The organism is Exiguobacterium sp. s140, assembly GCF_018617035.1.
In the GTDB taxonomy this organism is placed as follows: Bacteria; Bacillota; Bacilli; order Exiguobacteriales; family Exiguobacteriaceae; genus Exiguobacterium; species Exiguobacterium profundum.
Map to the genome: position 1 here is coordinate 315,924 of NZ_JACSJK010000001.1, position 23,793 is coordinate 339,716.

The 23,793-nt window shown below is 47.9% G+C and carries 24 protein-coding genes; 19 read left to right on the forward strand and 5 right to left on the reverse strand.

Annotated elements, in window-relative coordinates:
* Positions 1-7 precede the first annotated feature (7 nt).
* The gene (gene thrS / locus KNO61_RS01650; RefSeq protein ID WP_012726702.1) at positions 8-1,951 is read left to right on the forward strand and encodes a threonine--tRNA ligase; all 1,944 of its coding nucleotides are present in this window, start codon (positions 8-10) and stop codon (positions 1,949-1,951) included.
* A 103-nt stretch (positions 1,952-2,054) separates the two neighbouring features.
* Entirely contained in the window at positions 2,055-2,927 is an 873-nt protein-coding gene (locus KNO61_RS01655) for a DUF1002 domain-containing protein (RefSeq protein ID WP_214730470.1), read from the forward strand.
* Positions 2,928-2,957: 30 nt separating this feature from the next.
* On the opposite strand, the gene KNO61_RS01660 is transcribed toward KNO61_RS01655, so the two are convergent.
* Positions 2,958-3,167, reverse strand: a complete 210-nt coding sequence (locus KNO61_RS01660; RefSeq protein ID WP_012726699.1) for a hypothetical protein — start codon at positions 3,165-3,167, stop codon at positions 2,958-2,960.
* A gap of 341 nt (positions 3,168-3,508) precedes the next feature.
* On the opposite strand from KNO61_RS01660, the gene infC reads away from it, so the two are divergent.
* The 9 genes from infC to pheT all read left to right on the forward strand — a co-directional run bounded on the left by infC (position 3,509) and on the right by pheT (position 11,063).
* Positions 3,509-4,039, forward strand: coding sequence for a translation initiation factor IF-3 (infC, locus tag KNO61_RS01665; RefSeq protein ID WP_012726698.1), 531 nt, complete (start codon positions 3,509-3,511; stop codon positions 4,037-4,039).
* Positions 4,040-4,069: 30 nt separating this feature from the next.
* Positions 4,070-4,264, forward strand: coding sequence for a 50S ribosomal protein L35 (gene rpmI / locus KNO61_RS01670; RefSeq protein ID WP_012726697.1), 195 nt, complete (start codon positions 4,070-4,072; stop codon positions 4,262-4,264).
* 28 nt (positions 4,265-4,292) lie between these two features.
* Positions 4,293-4,652, forward strand: coding sequence for a 50S ribosomal protein L20 (gene rplT / locus KNO61_RS01675; protein ID WP_012726696.1), 360 nt, complete (start codon positions 4,293-4,295; stop codon positions 4,650-4,652).
* Positions 4,653-4,738: 86 nt separating this feature from the next.
* Positions 4,739-4,993, forward strand: coding sequence for a membrane protein (locus tag KNO61_RS01680; RefSeq protein WP_031423177.1), 255 nt, complete (start codon positions 4,739-4,741; stop codon positions 4,991-4,993).
* Positions 4,994-5,017: 24 nt separating this feature from the next.
* Complete coding sequence (locus tag KNO61_RS01685) at positions 5,018-5,500, forward strand: dUTP diphosphatase (RefSeq protein ID WP_012726694.1); 483 nt, start codon at positions 5,018-5,020, stop codon at positions 5,498-5,500.
* Positions 5,501-5,519: 19 nt separating this feature from the next.
* Entirely contained in the window at positions 5,520-6,599 is a 1,080-nt protein-coding gene (locus tag KNO61_RS01690; protein WP_078147180.1) for a M42 family metallopeptidase, read from the forward strand.
* A 1-nt stretch (position 6,600) separates the two neighbouring features.
* Positions 6,601-7,347 (forward strand): TrmH family RNA methyltransferase, encoded by a 747-nt coding sequence (locus KNO61_RS01695; RefSeq protein ID WP_031423182.1) that lies wholly within the window; start codon positions 6,601-6,603, stop codon positions 7,345-7,347.
* 305 nt (positions 7,348-7,652) lie between these two features.
* Positions 7,653-8,675, forward strand: a complete 1,023-nt coding sequence (gene pheS, locus KNO61_RS01700) for a phenylalanine--tRNA ligase subunit alpha (protein ID WP_031423184.1) — start codon at positions 7,653-7,655, stop codon at positions 8,673-8,675.
* A 12-nt stretch (positions 8,676-8,687) separates the two neighbouring features.
* Positions 8,688-11,063, forward strand: a complete 2,376-nt coding sequence (gene pheT / locus KNO61_RS01705) for a phenylalanine--tRNA ligase subunit beta (protein WP_214687005.1) — start codon at positions 8,688-8,690, stop codon at positions 11,061-11,063.
* Positions 11,064-11,104: 41 nt separating this feature from the next.
* Here the strand turns inward: pheT and KNO61_RS01710 are convergent, their stop codons facing one another.
* The 3 genes from KNO61_RS01710 to rnhC all read right to left on the reverse strand — a co-directional run bounded on the left by KNO61_RS01710 (position 11,105) and on the right by rnhC (position 14,226).
* Positions 11,105-12,127: a PTS sugar transporter subunit IIC gene (locus tag KNO61_RS01710; RefSeq protein WP_214872544.1), complete on the reverse strand. Its 1,023-nt coding sequence runs from the start codon at positions 12,125-12,127 to the stop codon at positions 11,105-11,107.
* A 300-nt stretch (positions 12,128-12,427) separates the two neighbouring features.
* A complete protein-coding gene (locus tag KNO61_RS01715; protein WP_078147177.1) occupies positions 12,428-13,240 on the reverse strand; it encodes an alpha/beta fold hydrolase in 813 nt (270 codons plus the stop codon).
* Between the two features lie 71 nt (positions 13,241-13,311).
* The gene (gene rnhC, locus KNO61_RS01720; RefSeq protein ID WP_305825940.1) at positions 13,312-14,226 is read right to left on the reverse strand and encodes a ribonuclease HIII; all 915 of its coding nucleotides are present in this window, start codon (positions 14,224-14,226) and stop codon (positions 13,312-13,314) included.
* A 119-nt stretch (positions 14,227-14,345) separates the two neighbouring features.
* On the opposite strand from rnhC, the gene KNO61_RS01725 reads away from it, so the two are divergent.
* From KNO61_RS01725 to KNO61_RS01755, 7 genes are all read left to right on the forward strand, one after another.
* Positions 14,346-14,744: a hypothetical protein gene (locus KNO61_RS01725; protein ID WP_078147176.1), complete on the forward strand. Its 399-nt coding sequence runs from the start codon at positions 14,346-14,348 to the stop codon at positions 14,742-14,744.
* Positions 14,744-15,265 (forward strand): NfeD family protein, encoded by a 522-nt coding sequence (locus KNO61_RS01730; RefSeq protein ID WP_031423196.1) that lies wholly within the window; start codon positions 14,744-14,746, stop codon positions 15,263-15,265. The genes KNO61_RS01725 and KNO61_RS01730 overlap by 1 nt, the downstream gene beginning before the upstream one ends.
* 3 nt (positions 15,266-15,268) lie before the next feature.
* Positions 15,269-16,789 (forward strand): flotillin lipid rafts scaffold protein FloT, encoded by a 1,521-nt coding sequence (locus KNO61_RS01735; protein ID WP_078147174.1) that lies wholly within the window; start codon positions 15,269-15,271, stop codon positions 16,787-16,789.
* Between the two features lie 132 nt (positions 16,790-16,921).
* Positions 16,922-17,893 (forward strand): BMP family lipoprotein, encoded by a 972-nt coding sequence (locus KNO61_RS01740; protein WP_214872546.1) that lies wholly within the window; start codon positions 16,922-16,924, stop codon positions 17,891-17,893.
* Positions 17,890-19,533, forward strand: a complete 1,644-nt coding sequence (locus tag KNO61_RS01745; protein WP_078147172.1) for a methyl-accepting chemotaxis protein — start codon at positions 17,890-17,892, stop codon at positions 19,531-19,533. The genes KNO61_RS01740 and KNO61_RS01745 overlap by 4 nt, the downstream gene beginning before the upstream one ends.
* 220 nt (positions 19,534-19,753) lie before the next feature.
* Entirely contained in the window at positions 19,754-20,338 is a 585-nt protein-coding gene (locus tag KNO61_RS01750) for a helix-hairpin-helix domain-containing protein (RefSeq protein ID WP_269317842.1), read from the forward strand.
* Position 20,339: 1 nt separating this feature from the next.
* Entirely contained in the window at positions 20,340-22,457 is a 2,118-nt protein-coding gene (locus KNO61_RS01755; RefSeq protein WP_214872547.1) for a DNA internalization-related competence protein ComEC/Rec2, read from the forward strand.
* 61 nt (positions 22,458-22,518) lie between these two features.
* Here the strand turns inward: KNO61_RS01755 and KNO61_RS01760 are convergent, their stop codons facing one another.
* Positions 22,519-22,683, reverse strand: coding sequence for a YqzM family protein (locus KNO61_RS01760; protein ID WP_012726678.1), 165 nt, complete (start codon positions 22,681-22,683; stop codon positions 22,519-22,521).
* A gap of 90 nt (positions 22,684-22,773) precedes the next feature.
* Here KNO61_RS01760 and holA point away from each other — a divergent pair, with 90 nt between their 5' ends.
* Positions 22,774-23,784: a DNA polymerase III subunit delta gene (gene holA / locus KNO61_RS01765; RefSeq protein WP_237708269.1), complete on the forward strand. Its 1,011-nt coding sequence runs from the start codon at positions 22,774-22,776 to the stop codon at positions 23,782-23,784.
* The last annotated feature ends 9 nt before the right edge of the window (positions 23,785-23,793 follow it).

The following is a 23,793-nucleotide window of genomic DNA, read 5'->3' on the forward strand; positions in this document are numbered from 1 at the left end:
GGGACAAATGTACATGATTCAATTAACATTTCCAGATGGCGCGGTAAAAGAGTTCGAAGCCGGCGTCACAGCAGAAGACGTCGCGGGCTCGATTAGTCCGGGACTCCGTAAAAAAGCAATCGCAGCAAAACTAGACGGAGAACTCATCGACTACCGTCGTCCAATCGAACATGACGGCAAAATCGAGCTCGTGATGCCGGACTCGGAAGACGGTCTTGATTTGATGCGTCACTCGTCGGCTCACTTGATGGCTCAAGCAATCAAACGGTTATACGGAGAAGACAATAACATCTATCTCGGAATTGGGCCGACGATTGAGAACGGATTCTATTACGATATCGAGATGGATCGTCGCATCAATGAGGAAGACCTTCCTGAAATCGAAAAGATGATGAAACGCATCGTCGATGAGAACTTGGAAATCACACGCGAAGTCGTTTCTCGTGACGAGGCGCTCGCTCGCTATAAAGAGTTGGGAGACCCGCTCAAGATCGAGTTGATCGAGGATATTCCTGCTGATCAAACACTGACAATCTACCATCAAGGTGAGTTCTTTGATCTTTGCCGTGGACCACACGTCCCGTCAACATCGAAGTTGAAAATCTTCAAATTGATGAGCGTGGCTGGTGCCTACTGGCGTGGGGACTCAGACAATAAGATGTTACAGCGTATTTATGGAACAGCGTGGGCGACGAAAGAACAACTCGCTGAACACTTGCGTCTTCTTGAAGAGGCGAAAGAACGCGATCATCGTAAACTCGGGAAAGAACTCGACCTCTTCTTCGTCTCACAAGAAGTCGGTCAGGGGCTTCCGATGTGGCTTCCAAAAGGGGCTTCGATTCGTCGTACGGTCGAGCGCTACATCGTTGATAAAGAGCTCGAACTCGGATATCAACATGTCTACACACCGGTTCTCGGTTCGGTCGACTTGTACAAGACATCTGGACACTGGGATCACTACCAAGACGACATGTTCCCGAAAATGGAGATGGACAACGAAGAACTCGTCCTTCGTCCGATGAACTGCCCGCACCATATGACAATCTACAAACATGAGCCACGTTCGTACCGTGAACTTCCACTTCGAATCGCTGAGCTTGGTGGAATGCACCGTTATGAGATGTCAGGGGCGCTCACAGGTCTTCAACGTGTTCGCTACATGGTCTTGAATGATGGACATACGTTCGTTACACCAGAACAGATGAAACAAGAATTCAAAGATATCGTTCATTTGATTCAAGAAGTATACGCTGACTTCGGCATCAAAGATTATCGTTTCCGTCTCTCGTATCGCGATCCTGCTGATAAAGAGAAGTACTTCGATAACGATGCGATTTGGGAAATGGCACAAAGTCAGTTGAAGGAAACGATGGATGAGCTCGAGCTTCCATACTTTGAGGCGGAAGGGGAAGCGGCATTCTACGGACCGAAACTCGACGTGCAAGTACGGACGGCGCTCGGGAAAGAAGAGACGCTCTCGACTGTCCAACTCGACTTCTTGCTTCCGGAGCGTTTCGATTTGACATACACTGGGCCAGACGGTAAGGACCACCGTCCAATCGTGTTGCACCGTGGTGTCGTCTCAACGATGGAACGGTTTGTCGCCTACTTGATTGAAGAGTATAAAGGCGCGTTCCCGACATGGCTCGCACCGGTCCAAGTCAAGTTGATCCCGGTTTCACACGTACACGACGAATACGTCGCGGAAGTGAAAGCAGAACTCGTCAAACGTGGCGTCCGTGTCGAAACGGATCTCCGTGACGAGAAACTAGGTTATAAGATTCGTGAAGCACAAATGAAGAAGATTCCGATGACGCTCGTTCTTGGGGATAAAGAGCGGGATGAGCGTGCGGTCAATATTCGCCGCTACGGTCAGCAGGAGCAAGTTTCTGCTTCACTTGATGAATTCATCGCATCGCTCACAGATGAGATTGCGAACCGTTCACGTTAAGTGAGGGACCACCTTTCCAACCAGAAAGGTGGTTTTTTTCGGTCTATAGACGGATGTGTATTTGTTCATCTACACGTATCGTAAACATAAGGAGTGATACTTAATGAATTATATGAAGCCAGTATTGGCACTTACCATTGGAGCGGTTGCGTTCACAGGAGCGCTTCCAAAAGTCGGAGCGGAGGCCATCGTCAACGATACGATTGTGACGCTCGGGGAATCGTTATCTTCAGAGCAACAAAAATGGGTACTCGAACGTATGGATGCCCCAGAAGGAATCGAACCCATTATCACGACTGCCGCAGATGAAGAAAAATATTTAGGAGACTCGGTTCCGCAAGCACAACGTGGAGGCGGCATGTACTCGTCTGCCCGAATCAAATTGACGAACGGGACAGGTCTTGATATTCAAACGGAAAACGTGACATGGGTCACGAAAGATATGTATGCGAACGCCCTCGTCACGGCAGGTGTGACGGATGCGGACATCTATATCACTTCACCGATTAACGTGACGGGCACCTCGGCTCTGACGGGAATTATGAAGGCATATGATCAGACCGCGGCCGAGACTGGGATTGAACTGTCGGAGGAGCGAAAAGAATTGGCACAAGAAGAGCTGGCGGTTACGTCTGAAATCGGTAAGACGGTCGGACAAGAGGATGTAGCAGGTCTCATGAACGAGATTAAAGCGGAAATTGCAAATCAGATGCCGGAGACAAATATTGAGATCCGTGACATCGTCATTCAAGTATTGAACCAAAATAACGTCCAGTTGTCTGAGGGCCAACTCGATCAACTGACGACACTATTCGAAAACATGCAACAGGCCAATTTAGATTGGTCAGCGATCAGCAGTGGATTGAAAGATGCGGGTCAAGATGTGCAGGCATTCCTCGAACAAGAAGAGGTGAAAGGATTCTTCGCCCGATTGTTTGAGGCGATCGGGAACTTCTTCAAGTCACTTACAAACTAAGTGGTATTAAAAAAGGGCGCCTGCCCTTTTTTAGTACCACCGTTTATGGATATAATTTTGAGCCGACTCATGGTCATCGACGATTTTTAAAGTGATGCGATTCATTTCTTCTAGTAAGTCTGTCAATACCGCCTGTAATTTTTCATCTTCTAGCCCATGTGCTTGCATCGTCTTACTGACAATCTGCTGGACTTGATCATGGTAGTCATGTTCTCGCGATACATCTTTTCGCCAGTTCATGTCGATCCCTCCTTTGATATTTCATTATTCCCTTTGAAAAGGTATTGCGAAACGAGAGAATGACTGGTATCATCATAAAAGTGTGAGCTACCAATTATTCATGCGCGATATCTTGACATCTTTTCCTGCTAGTGCTAAGATGACATAGTGATTAAAAACAACAAAGCAGAAGCACCCGCTTTTCACCTCGTCTGAGAGTCATCAGGCAGGTCCATCAAGTTCTTGGTTCATTCGGCATCGTCTGCCGTTTTATGACCTCAACTGATGTGTGGGTGGGAAACTGCCGACGCTTTTTTTATTGCCATGTTGTCTTGTCAATCTAAATCTCGTGCAATCGCACGATGGAGGTGCTAACCATTAGCAAAGAGCTCTTTATCAACGAAAACATTCGTGCCCGTGAAGTACGTCTCATTGGCGCAGACGGTGCACAACTCGGTGTGACATCACGTAACGATGCGTTACGTTTAGCTGAAGAAGCGGAACTAGACCTCGTCTTAGTCGCAGATAAAGCAAATCCACCGGTCGCTAAAATTATGGATTATGGGAAGTACCGTTTCGAACTCCAGAAAAAGGAGAAAGAAGCGCGTAAAAACCAAAAAGTCATCCAAATGAAAGAAGTACGTCTCAGTCCAACAATCGAGGACAACGATTTCCAAACAAAATTGCGTAATGCACGCAAGTTCCTTGAAAAAGGAAACAAAGTGAAGGCTTCGATTCGTTTCCGCGGACGTGCCATCACACACTCGGAAATCGGGAAACGTGTTTTGGACAAAATGGCAGCGGAATGTGCCGATTTGGCAACAGTTGAACAAAAGCCGAAGATGGAAGGACGCAGCATGTTCTTAGTGCTGGCTCCGAACAAAGAAGATTAATTATCGATTCTCAGTGGGGAGGAAATACTCATGCCGAAAATGAAATCGCACCGCGGTGCTTCAAAACGTTTCAAACGTACAGCATCAGGTAAACTCAAGCGTTCACACGCTTACACAAGTCACTTGTTCGCAAACAAATCGACTAAAGCGAAACGTAAGCTCCGTAAAGGCGCTATCGTATCAGCTGGAGACTTCAAACGCATTCGCAACATGATCGCGAAGTAATACAGAAACAATTTAGGAGGGAATCCATATGCCACGCGTAAAAGGCGGTTATACGACTCGTCAACGTCGTAAAAAGCAAATTAAACTTGCCAAAGGATACTTTGGTTCGAAACACATTCTATTTAAAGTAGCAAAACAACAGGTCATGAAGTCACTCATGTACGCTTACCGTGACCGTCGTCAGAAGAAACGTGATTTCCGTCGTCTTTGGATCACACGTATCAATGCGGCAGCACGCACAAACGGTCTCTCATACAGCCGTATGATGCACGGCCTCAAGCTTGCAGGAATCGACATCAACCGTAAGATGCTTGCTGAGCTTGCTGTGACAGATGCACAGGCATTCGCGTCACTCGCTGAAACAGCTAAATCAAAATTGAACGCGTAATCGTTCAATCGACAGCGCCGAGACACTCTCTCGGCGCTTTCTTTTTTCTTTAGAATTTCTTAGAATTAAGAGAAGGAGGAAAGCGTATGAATCAATCGGTTGTTGCGATCGTCGCCTTAGCGCTCATTGTCTTGAACGTTTACACCTACATCCAAGCGAAACAGTATGCGCAAGGAAAAGGTGACTTTAACGTCCTATTCGCCTATGCAGGAGGAGCCATCGGTGCCTTGTTCGGTCTTCATTTGACTCGGAAGAAGACGGTTCATGCCCCAAAACTGCTTCAATTACAAGTATTGATTTTAGCAGTGGGCTGGTCTTTAATGATTTTAGTACTGCTATAAGTGGAGATAGAGGAGGAACATCCGGTGAACTGGACAACATTGTTTGATCGGCAGCGCGAATTAGACGAGCGGATCAAAGCACAACATGGATTATCCGGCAATCAATTCGATGAACGGTTACTGGCGCTGCTTGTCGAGCTCGGTGAACTGGCTAACGAAACACGTAGCTTTAAGTTTTGGTCGAAGAAAGGACCGTCGCCTCAAGATGTGATCTTAGAAGAATATGTAGACGGCATTCATTTCTTACTGTCACTTGGTCTTGCGCTTGGGTATGAACGAGATGCGTTTCCTGCGGGAAGTTCATATCTTGATGCGACTGATGCTTTTTTAGATATTTATCGAAAAGTGACGAATTTTGGTCTTTCAAAAACGGAAGCCATGTACGAGACGCTGATGGCAGCTTATCTCGAACTTGGTTATACGCTCGGTTTTAATGAGCAACTCATTTTGCTAGCATACATGAATAAAAATGAAGTAAACCATGAGCGACAAAATCAAGGATATTAATGAAAAGGAGCGGATTGATATGAATGAATCGTTACATATGTTAAAACGTTTGACGGATGCAACAGGCGTCCCAGGAAATGAGGGAGAAGTCCGTCAATTGATGCGTGAATACCTCGAGCCGCATGTCGAGTCGTTTGAACAGGATGGACTCGGAAGTCTATTTGGTCAAGTGACCGGAGATGCTGAAGGTCCGCGTGTCATGATTGCGGGTCACATGGATGAAGTCGGCTTCATGGTGACGCGTGTGGAAGAAGGCGGTTTCCTTCGTTTCCAGGCGCTCGGTGGCTGGTGGAACCAGGTGCTGTTGGCACAACGAATGGATGTAGTCACACGGTCTGGTGAAAAGATTCCGGGTGTCATTGGTGCGAAACCACCTCACGTCCTACCGCTTGAGGCACGGAAGAAGCCCGTCGAAATCAAAGATATGTTCTTAGATATCGGTGCGACGTCGAAAGACGAAGTGGCTGAGTGGGGAATTCGTCCAGGCGATACGGTCGTGCCACATTGTGAATTCACAGTCATGAAAAATGAGAACTTCTTGATGGCGAAGGCATGGGACAACCGCATCGGATGTGCGATTGCCATCGAAGCAGCAAAACGTCTGAAGGAAGAATCGTTCCCAGGCGTCATGTATACAGGAGCGACGGTACAGGAAGAGGTCGGGTTACGTGGAGCGGTGACCGCTGCCAACTTGATTCGCCCGGATGTCGCGATTGCTGTCGATACAGGCATTCCGAGTGATACGCCGGGAATGACCCAAGCAGAAGGGTTGTCAAAACTCGGGGACGGGGTTCAAGTCATCTTCTTTGATGCGACTACCGTCACGAACCCACGCCTTGTCGACCTCATCGTTGACGTGGCCAAAGAGCAAGACATCAAATATCAATTGGACTTAACGCCAGGCGGTGGCACAGATGCTGGGCGATTCCATCTTTCTGGGATCGGGATGCCGGCCATCGCATTGACAGTGCCGGTCCGCTATTTACACACGAACGTGTCCATCATCCATAAGGATGATTACGAGGCAGCGGTACAACTCGTTGTCGCATTGACGAAACGTTTAGACCACGAAACGGTCCAATGGTTGAAAGAGGGATAATATGACGAAGATTACGTCTACGAAGAGCGAGACGATTAAACGATTAAAACGATTGATGACGAAAAAAGGTCGTCAAGAAACGGGTCAATTCCTAGTAGAAGGAGAACATTTGGTGGACGAGGCCATTCGTGCCGGTCGACTCGTCCAACTCATCATGGCTGAGTCGTATTCACCAAAAGGAACGTGGCGACTTGAAGATATGCCAGTCCTCGAGTTATCCGACCACGTTGCGGACCTTCTTTCCGAAACGGAAAAGACCCAAGGCGTGTTTGCCGTTGTCAAGATGACGCCGGTGGAACGAAAAATGAAGAAGGTACTCGTACTAGACCGAGTACAGGACCCGGGTAATCTCGGTACGATGATTCGGACAGCAGATGCTGCCGGATTCGATACGGTGTTACTCGGGAAAGGGACGGTCGATCCGTTCAACGCCAAAGTCGTACGTGCCACACAAGGTTCACTGTTTCACGTGAACGTGACCTCGGTCGACTTGCTTGAAAAGTTACCTGAGCTGAAAGAGGATGGATTCCACGTCTACGGCACAGCTCTCTCAAAGGCAACATCGTATGAGCAAGTTGCATTCGAAGACAAAGTGGCCCTCGTCATTGGGAATGAGGCACAAGGGGTTCATGCTGATGTATTGGCACTCTGTGACACACGTGTGCATATTCCGGTGCTCGGCGACGCGGAATCGCTCAACGCGGCGGTCGCTGCCGGTATTTTAATGTATCGCATCGCTTTACAATAATCTTGTCAGCACGTGAAAAACGTGATAGGTTAAACACATCGATGAATAAGATATGACGTTGAAAGAACATAGTAAGCGAATGACCGATTCCGTTCAGGGAGCAAGGGCCGTGACTGAGAGCCTTTGCCGGATTCGTCGCTGAATTCACTCTGGAGTCGTGTTGGAGACAACACCGGTTTGGCATCACGATAACGATGCTCTCAAGTGGGCCATGAATAATTGGCCAAGTAGGGTGGTACCGCGATGATTCGTCCCTTCAGTCAACGACTGAAGGGACTTTTTTATGTAGAGGAGGAAGCGAACACATGAAAGAACAATTAGAACAGTTACAAGTGGAAGCGTTAGAAGAAATCAAACAGGCATCCACACAAAAATCATTGAATGACGTCCGCATCAAATATTTAGGGAAAAAAGGACCGATGACTGAAGTGCTCCGTGGCATGGGTAAATTATCTGCCGAGGAACGTCCGATCATCGGTGAGTTGGCGAATACCGTTCGTACCGCGATTCAAAGCACACTCGATGCTCGAATCGAAGAGGTGAAGGCGATTGAATTAGAGGAAAAGTTAAATGCGGAAACGCTCGATGTGACTCTACCGGGGCGGACATCGACTCCTGGCCACAGTCATCTCTTACAACAAATCATCGACGAGATGGAAGACTTGTTCGTTGGACTCGGATATACGATTGCTGAAGGTCCTGAAGTCGAAACTGATCTCTACAATTTCGAAATGCTCAACTTGCCGAAAGATCATCCGGCACGAGACATGCAGGACTCGTTCTATATCACGGAAGAGACGTTACTTCGTACTCATACGTCTCCTGTACAGGCTCGCACGATGTTGGAGGCGAACGGAAAACCGATTCGCATCATCTGTCCAGGTAAAGTGTATCGTCGTGATGAAGACGATGCGACGCACTCGCATCAATTCATGCAAATCGAAGGATTGGTTGTCGATGAATCCATCTCGATGGCTGACTTGAAAGGGACGCTCGAAGTGTTCGTGAAGCAGTTGTTCGGAGAAACGCGCGAAATTCGTCTCCGTCCAAGCTTCTTCCCGTTCACGGAACCATCGGTCGAAGTCGACATCTCTTGCTTCAAGTGTGGCGGGAAAGGATGTAACGTATGTAAAGGAACCGGGTGGATTGAGATTCTCGGAGGCGGAATGGTCCATCCGCATGTATTGGAGATGGCTGGCTATGACTCGTCAAAAGTGTCAGGGTTCGCATTCGGAATCGGAGTGGAGCGTATGGCGATGCTCAAACACGGCGTCGACGACATCCGCCATTTCTACACAAATGACTTACGTTTCATCGAGCAATTCTAAGGAGGAAGACAGATGTTACTTTCAAAAAAATGGTTGAATCAATATATTGATGTATCCGATTTAAGCGGCGAAGCGCTCGGTGACTTGATTACGAAGAACGGAATCGAAGTCGAAAGTGTGACAAATCGTGGGGAAGGACTTTCTGGGATCGTCGTCGGGCGGGTCCTTTCATGTGAGAAACATCCGGAAGCGGATAAGTTAAACGTGACAAAAGTTGACATCGGAGAATGTGACCCTGTTCAAATCGTCTGTGGCGCACCGAACGTGCGCGAAGGGCAACATGTGATCGTGGCCAAAGTTGGCGCACGCTTACCAGGACTTAAAATCAAAAAAGCAAAACTTCGTGGTGTCGAATCACAAGGGATGATTTGTTCACTCGAAGAGCTCGGCTTTGAGAAAAAACAAATTCGGGAAGACGAGCAAGATGGAATCCACACATTCCGTGAATCCGTACAAGTTGGTGCAGATGTGCTCGATTTACTCGACTTGAACGATGAAGTCATCGAACTCGGCTTGACTCCGAACCGTTCAGATTGCTTGAGCCTCTATGGAATCATTCATGAGGTTGCGGCCATCTTAGAGCGTCCATACACGTTGCCGACGGCAGATGTCACGTCATCATCACCATCGGAGGTGTCTATCGAACTTGCGACACCGAACTGTTCATATTACGCAGCTCGTGAAGTCAAAGGGGTAACGATTGCAGAGTCGCCACAATGGCTAAAGAACATCTTGATCGCAGAAGGTGTCCGTCCAATCAACAACATTGTCGACGTGACGAACTATGTGATGCTTGAAATCGGACAACCGCTTCACGCATTCGATGCGAAGAAACTCGGCAACTCGATTGTGGTCCGTCAAGCCGAAAATGGAGAAGAAATGGTCACACTCGACGACGTGACGCGCACGCTCGATTCATCGATGATGGTCATCACAGACGGACAAGCTCCAGTCGCCATCGCAGGCGTCATGGGTGGTGCCAATACAGAGGTAGATCTTTCAACGACAGATATCATTTTAGAGTCAGCGTACTTTGATCCGGCATCCGTACGGAAGACGAGCCGTACGCTCGGTCTACGTTCAGATTCAAGCGCTCGTTTCGAAAAAGGCGTTGACCCAGAACGTGTCATGCTCGCGCTCGATCGCGCCGCGCAACTGATTGTCGAACTCGGTGGAGGAGCCATTCATGATGCGGTGCGTTCAGGTGAAGGCGAATCACGTGCCCGAGAAATCCAAGTGTCGATTGACTATATCAACAAGCGCTTAGGGATGACACTCGATCGTCAGACAATCGTTCACATCTTGGAGCGTCTCGGTCTCGCGACAGAAGGGGATGATGTGCTGACCGTACACATTCCATCGCGCCGTCCGGACTTAGAGCTTCCGGCTGATATCACAGAAGAAGTGGCACGTCTATACGGATATGATAGTCTCCCGTCGACGTTACCTGCCTCTCAATCGAAAGGCTATTTGCCAGCAATCAACGTATTGCGCAGGCAGACACGTCGCTTGTTGCAAGGAGTCGGCTTATCACAAGCCATTACCTACTCGTTAACGAGTGAGGCACATGCGACACGTTTCGGTGGAGAAACCGATCAGCTCGTCCGATTGGCGATGCCGATGAGTGAAGAACGCTCTGTCCTTCGTACGTCGCTCGTCCCTGGGTTGTTGGAGGCGGCTCGTTACAACACGGCGCGTCAACAATCGAACGTCGCACTTTACGAAACAGGACGCGTCTATACGGAGCACGGAGAAACGTTACCGCGTGAGAAAGAACGGGTGGCTGGTGTCGTCACAGGTCTATGGATGGATCATCGTTCGCAAGGAACACGGATCCCGGTCGACTATTTCGTCGCAAAAGGAATTGTCGACACGTTAGTCCAAACGCTTCGCCTAGATGTCACGTATGAGGCCGTATCGATGCCTGATATGCACCCTGGTCGTACGGCAAACATCTTGATGGACGGAGAGGTCATCGGATATGTCGGACAAGTGCATCCAGGAACATCGAAAGACGTCTACGGTATGAAGGAAGTGTATGTATTCGAACTCGACCTCTTGGCACTTCGTGGAGACGAGACACTTCTTTATCAAGACGTACCACGTTATCCTTCGATTTCACGAGATTTGGCACTCGTCTTATCACGTGAGATTCCGGCTGGGACAGTGGAACAAACGATCCGCCAAGCGGCTGGTCCACTCTTGATTGACCTCGTCTTGTTTGACGTCTATACAGGGGAGAATGTTGGAGCGGATGAGAAATCGATTGCCTTCTCACTCAAGTTCCAAGACCCGTCACGAACGTTACAAGATGAAGAAGTAACGGCAGCATATGAAACAATTGTTGAGGCGGTCCGTGCGACACACGGCGCTGAACTACGAGCGTAAAAAATATGGAGCGTTGTCCACCTGCGACAACGCTCCTTTTATTATTGAATCTCGAGTGCGAGATCACCAAACTTGGTCCATCCGACAAGACTCGTCACACGATAGAGAGTCCACGTGATGAGTGCAGGGAGTACGACGCCGGTCATCGTGAAGATGAGAAAGGCATCCAACCCTTGGACCGCTAAAATCTGAAGCGGGGCAATTAGGGAGTTGAGCCCGAGACCCGCAATTTCATATGGGACTTGGAGTGAGAACATCAAAGTAGCAATCGGTGCGGAAATCATCGCGGCGATAAACGGTGGGACGACGATTCGCGGATTTTTGATGATATTCGGGAACTGCACTTTCGGTGTGACAAAGAATGAGGCGACCAATCCACCTGGGTCGGTTTGACGATATGCCATTAAGGTAAATCCAACAAATTGAGCAGAGCAACCGATCAAGGCAGCGGCGCTGGCGACAGGGTCAAGTTGAAGTGCGATGGCGAGTGCGGCAGATGATGCAGGCGACATGAGCATGACACTGAAAACAAGTGCGATGACAAGAGATGTGGCAATCGGCGACGTTTCTACAGATGCGGTGATCCCTTGACTGATTGAGTTGATAAGAGGAGTCGTGACCGCTGCTGCAGCAACCCCAACGATTCCACCACCTAATACGGCTGTGACCGGAACGACCATCATATCAAACTTTGTTTTTCCGAGGACACGTTTTCCAAGCCAGACAGCAGCCGCCGCTGCGATCAGTGCGCTAATCGGTTGACCTGGAACGAGGACGAGTCCGCTTTCTGTTGCTTTTAAAGCTGCACCGCCAATGGTTGCGGCAATCATGGCGCTAAATAGGATGAGCGTGTTGCTTCCAAGTTGAAACGCGACGCCAGCGCCTAAAGCGGGTGCCAATAATGATTTGGCGACTTGTCCAATCTGTACGAGCATCGCGATTCCGGTCAAATTACCAATCGTCTCAATCAATAAACCGACACCGAGCGTGACGAGGACGGCGTTTGCCATCCCTGCTGAAATTTTTACCATTCGATCCATCATATACTGCTTCACTTCCATCATCTCCTCTATGTCTTTGTGTCAAGAAAAAAACCTATCCATCAAGGATAGGCGCGGTTTCAATCTACAGGCGCCTGTCCGATTACCACGGGAACAAGGGCCTGAAAAGTCGTTTTTGAAAACAAAACGATTTCAGTCCCTCAGTCGAATAATAATCAGCAGGCTGTTCATATGTACGGGATTGGACATTTCGAGCATCTCCTCTTCGTTGGATTTGCTAAAGAATACCACCTATTTTTGTAATAATCAATATTTTCTGAAAATAAACATAAAAAAATTCAGGAAGCCCAGTGGCATCCTGAATTAGCTCATTTGTAGTGAACGTGCTTGAATCTGATCATCAATAAAATTCATCGACAACGCATTGAATTGATCGGGTTGGTCTACATTGACCACATGACCAGAGTCTGCAACGATTTCAACATTGGCTGTCGGCTGATGTTTCGCTGTCCGTTCGACAGCTTCAAGAAACATATAATCCTCATCACCCATAATATATAAAATCGGGACATTCGTCTGAATCGAAGTGAACTGATTCAGTAAAGGATTAATATTTTCCGTCATTTTGAACCAACGGATAAACTCGCGTTGACATAAGTTCGCCGCATCGCGGACGAACATCATCCGAGACTTTTTGTGACGCTTTTTCGGGAGTAAAATCCATGCGAATAATTTATATAACCACATGTATGGGACAAAGTTTTGAACAAGACTACCAAGTCGGATGAGCAACGTGGAGCGGACATTGAATTTGACGATGGCTCCGCCGAGAACGACCGATGCGATTCGATCGGGATAGTGCTCAAACATCGCCTGAATCACAATCGTTCCTAAAGATAGACCGACCATGTGTCCTTTTTCGATACCTAAGTGATCCATGACTTCAATGACGTCCTTGGCGACGACATCAAACGTATAAGCGTTCAACGGTTGTTTGAGCGACTGTTCAGCATCGTATGAACCGCCATGACCGCGTAAATCGACGAGCAGGACATTATATTTTTTACGGAAGGGACGAAGTTGACGATACCAATGTGATAAACTTCCTCCGGCCCCGTGTATGAAGATGACCCAAGGATGGTCATCACTAATCGTGTAGGTTTTATAATGCAGCATGAACGCTATCCTCCAAAAATTTTAAGTTCATTTAACCGTAAAATGAGTATATCATACTTGATGTCGAAGCTCTACAAACGACGTTCATTCAAGTTGAGAGCTTTCTTTGTATTCGCAAAATGGACTTTAGCAATCTTTTGTAAATAATCCTGACCATGACGTCGAATGATTTGAGCGGCGACTTGGTCGACTTTGGCCCCTGCACCTTTTGGAAGGGTCAATCCTGCTTGTTTACTTAGTTTGTCCATTTCTTTTAAGAAGAAAGCGCGAGCTAAAATGGATGCAGCTGCGACGGCGACATGAAGTCCTTCGGCTTTTGTAGAAAAGTAGACATCGTCGCGCACGATATCGCGTTCTGCCCGCAAATGTTGATAATAGACCGACTTCTCTGCGAACTGATCGATGAGAATGGCATCGGGTTTTTGTCCGAGTTTCTCAAGCAACGCTCGAAGCGCAGCATTATGGGCGATGGCAGTCATTTTACCTTGTGTCATCGTACGTTGCATGTTGTTGTATGTTGGATTATGCAGTGTCGCTTTTTGATAAGGAATCGTAGCGTGTAAATCCTTCGCAATCCGGATGATTTCAGGATCGGATAACTGTTTGGAATCTTTTACGCCGAGTTCTTTCACGAGTGCGATTTGATCGCATGAGACAAAAGCCGCTACGACGACGAGTGGTCCGAAATAATCTCCTTTTCCGACCTCGTCGCTTCCAACGACAGACCAACTTGAAAATCCTTCAGGTAAAATGGTGTTCGGTGTGGATGCTTGTTTCTTCTCGGCGGGTGTTCCCCATTTCACTGCCTCGGTCTCGGCATCTTTTCCTTGGAACATCACTTTCCCTGATTGATAAATCGTTACGACAAATCCCGGTGTCTTGGCGCTGAATGTCGCATATGGTGGTGGCGCGACTGCATACTCATGATACATTTTCTTTAGTTTTTCTTGTGATGCGGATGATAGCTTGATGACTTGGTTGCCCAACATGAGCACTTCCTTTCTGTATGGCAAATTCATTTTACATTTTTTTATGATTTTTTGAAACCGAAGATGAGGTTTTATCGTATATGGAGATGAGTAGAGAAAAGTGAGGTGAGGTGGACGTGTGGTGGCGCGATGACACGCAACGAGATGAGGTAGAGGAATTATACAAGCACATTCTCGAACTCGAGGCGAGAATTGCTAAATTAGTAGCTCATCAAGTGAGAGTGCGTCGGCTACTGATGCAAGATTCTTCTGAGGGCGTGACGGATCAAGTCGTTCAAGTTCAAAAAGAAGTGGAATATTTTTTAAACAGGATGCGGCTCGAACGACAAGAACTTGTCGACCTATACAATCGGCGACGAATTGAACGTTCCATCGGGCGAGTTCGAGAAGTGAACGACTTATCCACTTCATCACTGTCGGAGTGGGATGAGATTGAGGATCGACTTGCATTAGAAGTCGAACAACTTCGACGTGTACTGATGATGGAACAAAAACGTCGACAGGAGGGGTGGTAATGGAGGCAATCGATCAACTGTATTGGTGGGTGTTGATCATCGCTGGTCTTGGAACCTTTATTTACATGATGTTCTCCGATGCGTTCGAAATGTTCGAGGGTTGGTTTAACCCTGCAGTCATCTTATCGTTCTTAGCACTAGGGGCAGGGATTGGGCTTATCTTAAACGCGTTGGCTCACGTTTCCCCGATGATTGGGCTCGCTGTCGCATTGGTCGGGTCTCTTGCTTTGACGACACTTCTCTATTTATTTGTTCTCTTACCGCTCTCCAATGCGGAAGAATCCATTGGTTTGACGGATGAGGCATTAGTTGGACGTGTCGGACGATTGACCGTGCCCATTCCTGAAGGCGGGTATGGCGAAGTTTTGATTGAGACAGTAACGGGCTCGCTTTTAAAGACGGCTCAAAGCTTAGACGGTACATCGATTTCGACAGATCATCGGGTAGTCATCATTGAAGTAAAAGGCAATATCGCAATCGTCATGCCATATGACGAACCTACAATTCGAGAGGAGATATAACACATGAATACGGCTATCTTAGTCAGCATCATCGTCGGGGTCATCATCCTCGCACTTGTGTTTGTATTCGTATTAAAATATCGCACAGTCGGACCAGATGAGGCACTGATTGTGACAGGTAGTTATTTAGGCAAGAAAAATGTACATAGCGATACATCCGGTAACCGCGTTAAAATCATTCGCGGTGGCGGGACGTTCGTCTTTCCGGTATTCCAACAAGCAGAACCCCTCAGCTTGCTCTCAAGCAAATTAGAGGTCACAACGCCTGAAGTCTATACAGAGCAGGGTGTCCCGGTCATGGCGGACGGAACAGCCATCATTAAAATTGGTGGATCAATCAGTGAAATCGCGACAGCGGCTGAGCAGTTCCTCGGAAAACCGAAGATTGAACGAGAAAACGAAGCGAAAGAAGTGTTAGAAGGTCATTTACGCTCGATCTTAGGTTCCATGACCGTTGAAGAGATTTATAAGAACCGTGACAAGTTCTCGCAAGAAGTTCAACGAGTCGCATCACAAGACTTGGCGAAGATGGGATTAGTCATCGTGTCATTCACCATCAAAGACGTTCGAGATAAGAATGGATACTTAGAATCGTTAGGGAAGCCGCGTATCGCCCAAGTGAAGCGTGATGCTGATATCGCGACTGCGGAAGCGGATAAAGAGACGCGCATCAAACAGGCGGAAGCGATGAAAGATGCGAAGAAGGCCGAACTTGAGCGTGCCTCTGAAATCGCGGAAGCTGAGAAAGAGAACCAACTCCGAATCGCGGCATATCGCCGTGAGCAAGATGTTGCCAAAGCCCGGGCCGACCAAGCGTATGAGCTTGAGGAAGCGCGTGCGAAACAAGAAGTCACCGAACAACAGATGCAAGTTCAAATCATCGAGCGTCAAAAGCAAATCGAGCTCGAAGAGAAAGAAATTATGCGTCGTGAGAAACAATATGATTCAGAAGTGAAGAAAAAAGCCGATGCGGATCGATACTCGATTGAACAGTCTGCCGCTGCGGATAAAGCACGTCAAATCGCAATCGCGGATGCAGAGAAGTATCGTATTGAAGCACAGGCGAAAGCCGATGCGGAACGCGTACGTTTGGCAGGTCTTGCAGAAGCGGATTCTGAACGTGCGAAAGGTGAGGCGGAAGCGGAAATTATCCGTTTGACCGGTCTTGCAGAAGCCGAAGCGAAAGAGAAGATTGCCGAAGCCTTCGCGCAATACGGACAAGCGGCGATTCTCGATATGGTCGTCAAAATGCTTCCTGATTATGCGAAAGAAATTGCATCGCCACTCGGTAACATCGATCAGATTACGGTCGTCGACACGGGGAGCGGACAAAACGGTGGCGCTGGTAAAGTGACAGGTTACGCAACCGACCTCATGGCATCGCTTCAACAAACATTAAAAGCTTCTTCGGGCATCGATATGAAAGACTTGCTCGAGAACTTTGCGGGAAAAGGGAACGTTGCAACAGCCCCAACACCGGAGCGTGAATTAGCTGATACAACGGTTGCTGCTTCAAAAGAATGAGTGTACGAAGCCATGGACGATGTCTATGGCTTTTTTTATTACCACAACTTTTAAAAAAAAATCATGGAGAACAATGCCTTCTCAGTCGATATAAGGGTTGTCAGACCATTAGAGAGAGGGAGTATTGAATACATGAAGAAAAGCATAATGCTCAGTACAATCACAGCTTGTACCCTTTGGTTGTCCGGTTGTCAGTCGGTTATCGACGATCCGAATACCACTGTAGAAGAACGACAGACGATGGGGGTCGTCCTATCTGACGTTGGTCTCGGGGACCAATCGTTCAGTGACGCAGCCATGCGCGGGATGGGTGAGCTACGTGAGACGGGTGATTGGTTCGTTGATTATCGTGAACTATCCGAAACGGAGACGTACAAAGTTGGCTTTGAAGAATTGGTAGAAGAGGGACATGATGTGATCGTCGGTCTCGGTTTTGCGTGTCAAGAAGACTTAGAGGCCGTTGCGGCTGAACATCCGGAACAGCAATTCGCTTTGATCGATGGCGTGTCTGAACTTCCGAACGTCTTGAATATTACGTTTGAAGAAGGAGAGGGCAGTACGCTTGCTGGCGCGGTGGCTGGTCTTGAAACAGAGTCCGATACGATTGGGTTTATCGGTGGGATGGATATGGAACTCATTCAGAAATTTGAAGCAGGATTTGAACGTGGCGCTAAGGCAGTTAACGAGGACTTGGAGATGCTCGTTGACTTCTCGAATGATTTTGCTTCACCGGAGCTCGGTCGTGAACTCGCTGAGAAACAAATTAAAGCGGGCGCAGATGTTCTTTATGCTGCAGCAGGACTGACAGGGGTCGGTGTACTCGAGACGGCTGAAAAATACGGCGTCAAGGCAATCGGGGTCGATAGTGATCAATCGATGATTGCACCAGATGCGGTTGTGACGTCGATGTTGAAACAAGTTGATTTGGCGATTGTAGAAATTGCGGGTCGTGTGACTGAAAAACCATTTAATGAACACGTCATCCTTGGAATTGAAGAGGGTGGCGTCGGCTTGGCTCCGCTTCGTCGCATTCAATGGGATGAGAAAGAAACATCAGAGTATGAATCGGTAGAACGTCAGTTGAAGGAGGGGACACTTAAATGAGTTTACGTAAACGTTTTATCTTCTCAACCGTCTTCACCGTCGTCTTGATCGTACTGATGATGAGTTACGTCTTGTCGACGTTGAATCGCTTGCAAACATATAACGAACAGTATGGAAGTCAAATGATTGAATTGTCTCAACTTGAAACGTCACTCCTACAAGAACAATCCCTCTGGACGTCACTTGGTGAACAGTCGAACCAATCTACATTGACTCAATTAGAGCGCATCCGTGTGACAAACGCGGAAACATTCGATGATTTAAAACAGTCTTATTTGATTCCGGCATTTTCAAATCATTTAGACCGTGCCACGATGAAGTACGAACAGGTGAACGAAGATGTCGAGTCGGCACTTGAAGGTGGTATCGGAGCTCGGATTCAGGCAGCGAAACTGGAAGGTTTGTTAAATGATGTCAATACGTTGATTGCAAAGAACGGTTCATTCTATGAAGCGCTTCAAGTAGAGGCGGCAAATGAGACGGAACGTCTCTTGTTGATCTCAGTCCTCTTGACGATTCTCGTCATCCTAGCGCTCGGAATCTACAACTTCTTCTTTGCCCGTTCGATCACTCGACCACTCGAAAAAAATGTCAAGGTGGCAGAAGCGATTGCAGCCGGACGTCTCGTCACGTTGCCTGAGTCGACGCGCAATGATGAAATCGGACGTCTTGAACGTGCCATGCGTGACATGACGGCATCTCTTCAGACGGTGATCGGGTCAATCCGAGTCACATCAATGAAAGTGAACGGGATGACCGAAACGGCCGCGGCCGAAAATGAAGCAGTCGTGAGTACGACGTCTAACATCACGAACGCGGTTGATGAGATGGCACACGGAGCACAGTCGATTGCAAATGAGTTGCAAGAAACGCTCAGCTCAGTGCATACGATGGCGACTTCATTTGAGACGAGTTTGAACCAGACGAAACAAACGACGGAAGAAACGTCAGAAATGACACGTGAAGTAGCGGCTGGGATTGAAACATTAACGGACCAGGAGCACATTTTAGATCGTTCAAGCGAACGGAATGAAGTACTTGTCACGCGAATGGACCACTTTGCACGACAAACGGCTGAGATTGAGGCGATGGCGAAGCTTGTCGAAGACGTCGCGGCTCAGACGAATTTACTTGCCCTCAATGCGGCAATCGAGGCAGCCCGTGCGGGAGAAGCAGGACGAGGATTTGCTGTCGTAGCAAGTGAAGTGAAGAAGTTGGCGGAAGAGAGCAACAAAGCGACTCGCTCTATTTTCCACGTCGTCGAGACGATCCAGCAAGAAGTCGTCCGTTTGACGGAAACGGTGAATGAGTCAAAACGCGAGCAAGAGGCGCAATTAGAAGCGTTCGGATTGACGAAAGAAGCATTCAACCGAATCCATGAACGGACAGACCACGTCGCTTCGTTCGTGCGCACAATCGAACAAGAGATGCGCACATCGAGTAACGAGGTAAACAACGTCTTGCGCCGCGTTGAAGAAGTATCTGGGGTGACGGAAGAGTTGGCCGCAGGAAACGAAGAAGTGGCAGCCTCGATGAAAGAACAGCAGGCAAGCTTCGATCAAATCTTTACATTGATGCAAGAGTTAGAAGGACAGGCAGCGGCACTCGCTGACCAGGTTCAGCATTTCGAAGAAGAATAATCGAACAGTGAACAGTAGGAACGGAGGCCACGTGATGGTCTCCGTTTTTTTCGTCATTCTATAACCTGTTCATAGAAATTATGTCGATAAATATCGTTACACGTACGAGTGCGATATGGAACATGCAAACAAATCATTTCCTAAAGTTAAGATTGTGGGGAAGAACGAGACGTGTTTAGAAACACATGATTCGCCATACTGAACGTAACAGAACAGGGTGGTGATCCGCTTGGAAAGATGGAAACAACTCGTCATCGGTCTCCTAGTCGTTCTTTTTTTAGGAGTGGGCTATTTGTTTTATCAAAAGGAACCGGAGCAACGAATGGTGGACGAATTCGTCATGGAACCTGAGGAGGTCACGCCGACCACGACCCCAGAGCGTATGGAGCTCGTTGTGTATGTGACAGGTGCGGTTGAATCTCCGAACGTATATACCGTACCAGAAGGGGCGAGAGTGGGCGATGTGCTCTCTTTGGCAGTCCTGACAGATGAAGCTGACCCAGAGCAGTTGAATTTAGCACAGTTGTTAGTTGATGGAGTCAAAATCATCGTGCCGAAAAAAGGAGAAACACCGATTTCGCAAGACTCAGCGAGTCCTGAGGTCGAAACGAACGGTGTTCATGTCAACAGTGCGACGAAAGAGGAACTGATGACGGTTCCAGGAATTGGTCCAGCCAAAGCCGAGGCGATTTTAAATCATCTGAAAGCGAACGGTCCATTTAAAACATATGAAGCGCTAGGTGATGTGAAGGGGTTCGGCGAAAAGACATTAGAAAGTATGAAGCCATATTTATTGGTACCTTAAGATGCCGCTGTTTCCATTGTTTGCGGTACTCATTGTAACTGGTCTGACAGAAGGATTCTATTTGGTCTCTGTGGTCGCTAGTGTCTTTTATCTGGTCACACGACGTGGGCAAGGCCTGTATGCGAAAGCCGGAGTGATTGGACTCATCTGTATCGCATCGTTCCATACGACCCCTACAGAATCGTTACCGTCAGACACGATTGCCTTCTCAATCGAAAGTCGAAAAGAGAATGGGAAATCGGTAAGACTATACGGGAACGTAGACGATCTTCAGGGCGTCTTACGAGGACGCGAACTAAATCGCGGACGACCAGGAGAGACGTGCCTCGTGCAAATCGAAGTAGAGGCGTTTCAACCGTTACGAAACACCGGGGGATTTGATGAACGGGCTTGGGCACGGAGTTCAAACGTATCCTTTAAAGGGAAGGTGAAGCGAATCGACACGTGTCGTCCGACGGCAGGGTGGGACGGTCGGATGCTACGTTGGAAAGAGCGAAAACTTCAGCAAATTGAGCAGCGTCATCGTGCGGATGTCGCATTATATATGGAGGCATTATTGTTCGGAGAGAGTCGAATGCTAGATGAACAGACCTCATTTTCTTATCGTGTTACGGGCCTTCTTCATCTTCTTGTGATTTCCGGTTCACATATTGCTATGTTGATCGTGGCCATGCGCATATTGATGCAGCCGATCCCTATTCGACGTGAAACGAAGACGGTACTGATGATCTTTAGTATTACGATGTTCGGATGGATGACTGGTTTTTCCCCACCTGTCGCAAGAGCTGTCGTCGTCGCAGATGCGATCCTCTTTCTCTCTCTTTTCGGTGTGACGATTCGAGACCCGATTCGGCTCTTGAGTTGGTATGCGGCGGGCATGTTGGCCGTTCAACCGTTCCTTGTCACAAATCTGGGTTTCCAATTGACGGTCGGGATGACCTTCTTTTTGTTAGTCACGAGACAAATCTGGACAGGACTAATCGAGTTGTCAGTTTTCGCACAGCTGTTTGGGCTGATTGTACTATGGCAAGTACAACCGGTTCTATCCGTCGCGGCACCGATATGGAATCTCGTGATGGCCATCTGTATCTCGTGGATCATCATGCCACTCGCATTTGTCACATGGATGATTCCTTCAATTGCCCCGTTGTTCATGGTTGTCTTGGACGCGATTCATGGAATGTTCACTCTCCATGATGATTTACGACCTTGGCTTCCGTTGCACGATCTGGCGTTGCCGTCGCAAATCGCATTGTGTCTAGGGTTATGGGGAAGCTTGACGCTGATAAATCGGAATCGATGGATTGGATGGGGGGCGGCCATCATGACATGTGGGTTGATTGCGGGATGGTCAGAATGGTCGGAATCCTCACGGGTGACCTTTTTGGATGTCGGGCAAGGTGATGCAATCGTCGTAGAATCGGGAAGAACGATTGGTGTCATTGATGTAGGAGGCGTATTTCAAGATCCAAACGAGCAAAAGCGAAGCACATTTGACCCGGGGGAAGATGTATTGGCCCCTTATTTATGGAAACGTGGGGAGCGTTCGCTTGATTTTGTCCTGTTGACCCATGCGGATCATGACCACATCGGGGGATTAGAGGGATTATTGAAGGTAGTGACGGTGGAAGAGCTTTGGATATCAAAAGAAGTGGCGAATGCTGAAAAACGAGAAGAACTGCTACACTTAGCAGCGGCCTATGATGTATCGGTCCATTATCTCGAGGCAGACGATCGGCCGACGCCATGGATGTGGATTGTGGCACCGAATCGCCCACACGAAGATGAAAATGGTCATTCGATCAGCCTGTACATGAACGTAGGTGGCATGCGGTATCTATTGACAGGAGATTTGCCGATAGAAGGAGAAGCCGAGTTACCGACGCTTGACGTCGACGTATTTAAACTAGGACATCACGGATCCAATACGTCGTCGGGGGAAGAACTGCTTGAGCGAATCGATCCAGAATGGGTCATTGCGAGTGTCGGTTCGAACAATCGGTATGGACATCCGCACGAGGAGACGTTACGACGGGTTGTGGGGAAACGTCTATTACGCACCGATTTGAACGGGATGATTGTCTGTGAAGAGAACATGTGTCGGGGGATCATCGAGTAGCACGGCATAAAATGTGATACACTAAAAAACGATTGCTCCCCCGGGGCAATCGTTTGAACACTTATAGACTTAAGAACTTGATGATGACACCGATGAAGAAAATCGTGAAGAAAAAGCCAAATGGGACGATGAAGCCGATCGCAGAGTCGATGGCGTCATTACGTTTGCATTGAACGTCATTTTCAAACGGGTTTTCACTCGGTGGGCGTACTGAGTTGATTTGCATATTAGGTCCCTCCTTATCATACTTCCTTTATAAGTATAGCGAATCATGGGAAGATAATCTATGTTTAGATGAGAATAAATTGTGAAAGTGGTGTGTGTTTTGAATGAACCGTGGTTACATAATGGAAAACTGGCGAGCGTCTATGTTCTCCATGGCACCGAAAAATATTTGTTAGAGACGTGGGAACGTGAAATCGTGAAAGCGGCCAATCCATCCGGTGATCAATTTGATGTCATGCAATTAGATCTTCAAGAGACGTCACTCGATACGGCGCTTGATGAAGCAGAGACGGTCCCTTTCTTTAGTGAATATCGCACGGTTATCGTGAAAAATGCCCAGTTCTTAACGGGTGCGAAAGAGAAGCAAAAGCACAATGTTGACCGTCTGGCGGAATATGTCGTGCAACCGGCGACCTACTCGGTTCTTGTCTTGATTGTCGAGTCAGAAAAACTCGATGAGCGGAAGAAAATCGTGAAGCGTCTGAAAGAGCGTGCCATCGTCCTCGAAGCGAAAAAGCCGAGCCAAAACGAACTGATGCGATACGTGAACGATGCATTGAGTCGTGAACAACAAAAGATGGAGCGCTCTACGATGGAGCGTCTTTTATTCCTATGTCAGGATGATTGGGGAAAGTTGGTTCGCGAACTAGAGAAGCTACAGTTGTACGCGGGAACGGGTGCGACGATTCCGATTGAGATTGTGAATGATTTAGTTCCACGTACATTAGAAGATAACGTCTTTCAGCTCTCGGAGCTTCTCGTCAAGCGACAAGCTGATGCAGCGCTTCGATTGGTTCGGGATTTAGAAAAACAAGGGCAAGAACTGATTGGGCTACTCGGGTTGCTTGCTCGGCAATATCGGAACATGTACCTGTCGAAACAGTTGACAGAGGCAGGCTATGGAGAGAAGCAAATCGCATCGAAAATCGGGGCCCACCCGTATACAATCAAATTGGCGACACAAGCGAGTCGCGGCTTTTCAGAGGCTCAGCTCGCACGTGCGTTGACATTGATTGCAGACGCGGACGAGGCCATGAAAACAGGACGAGGTGACAAACAGATCGTTTTCGATACGCTCGTTTGTCAACTGGCCTTATTGTGAGGTGAGGGA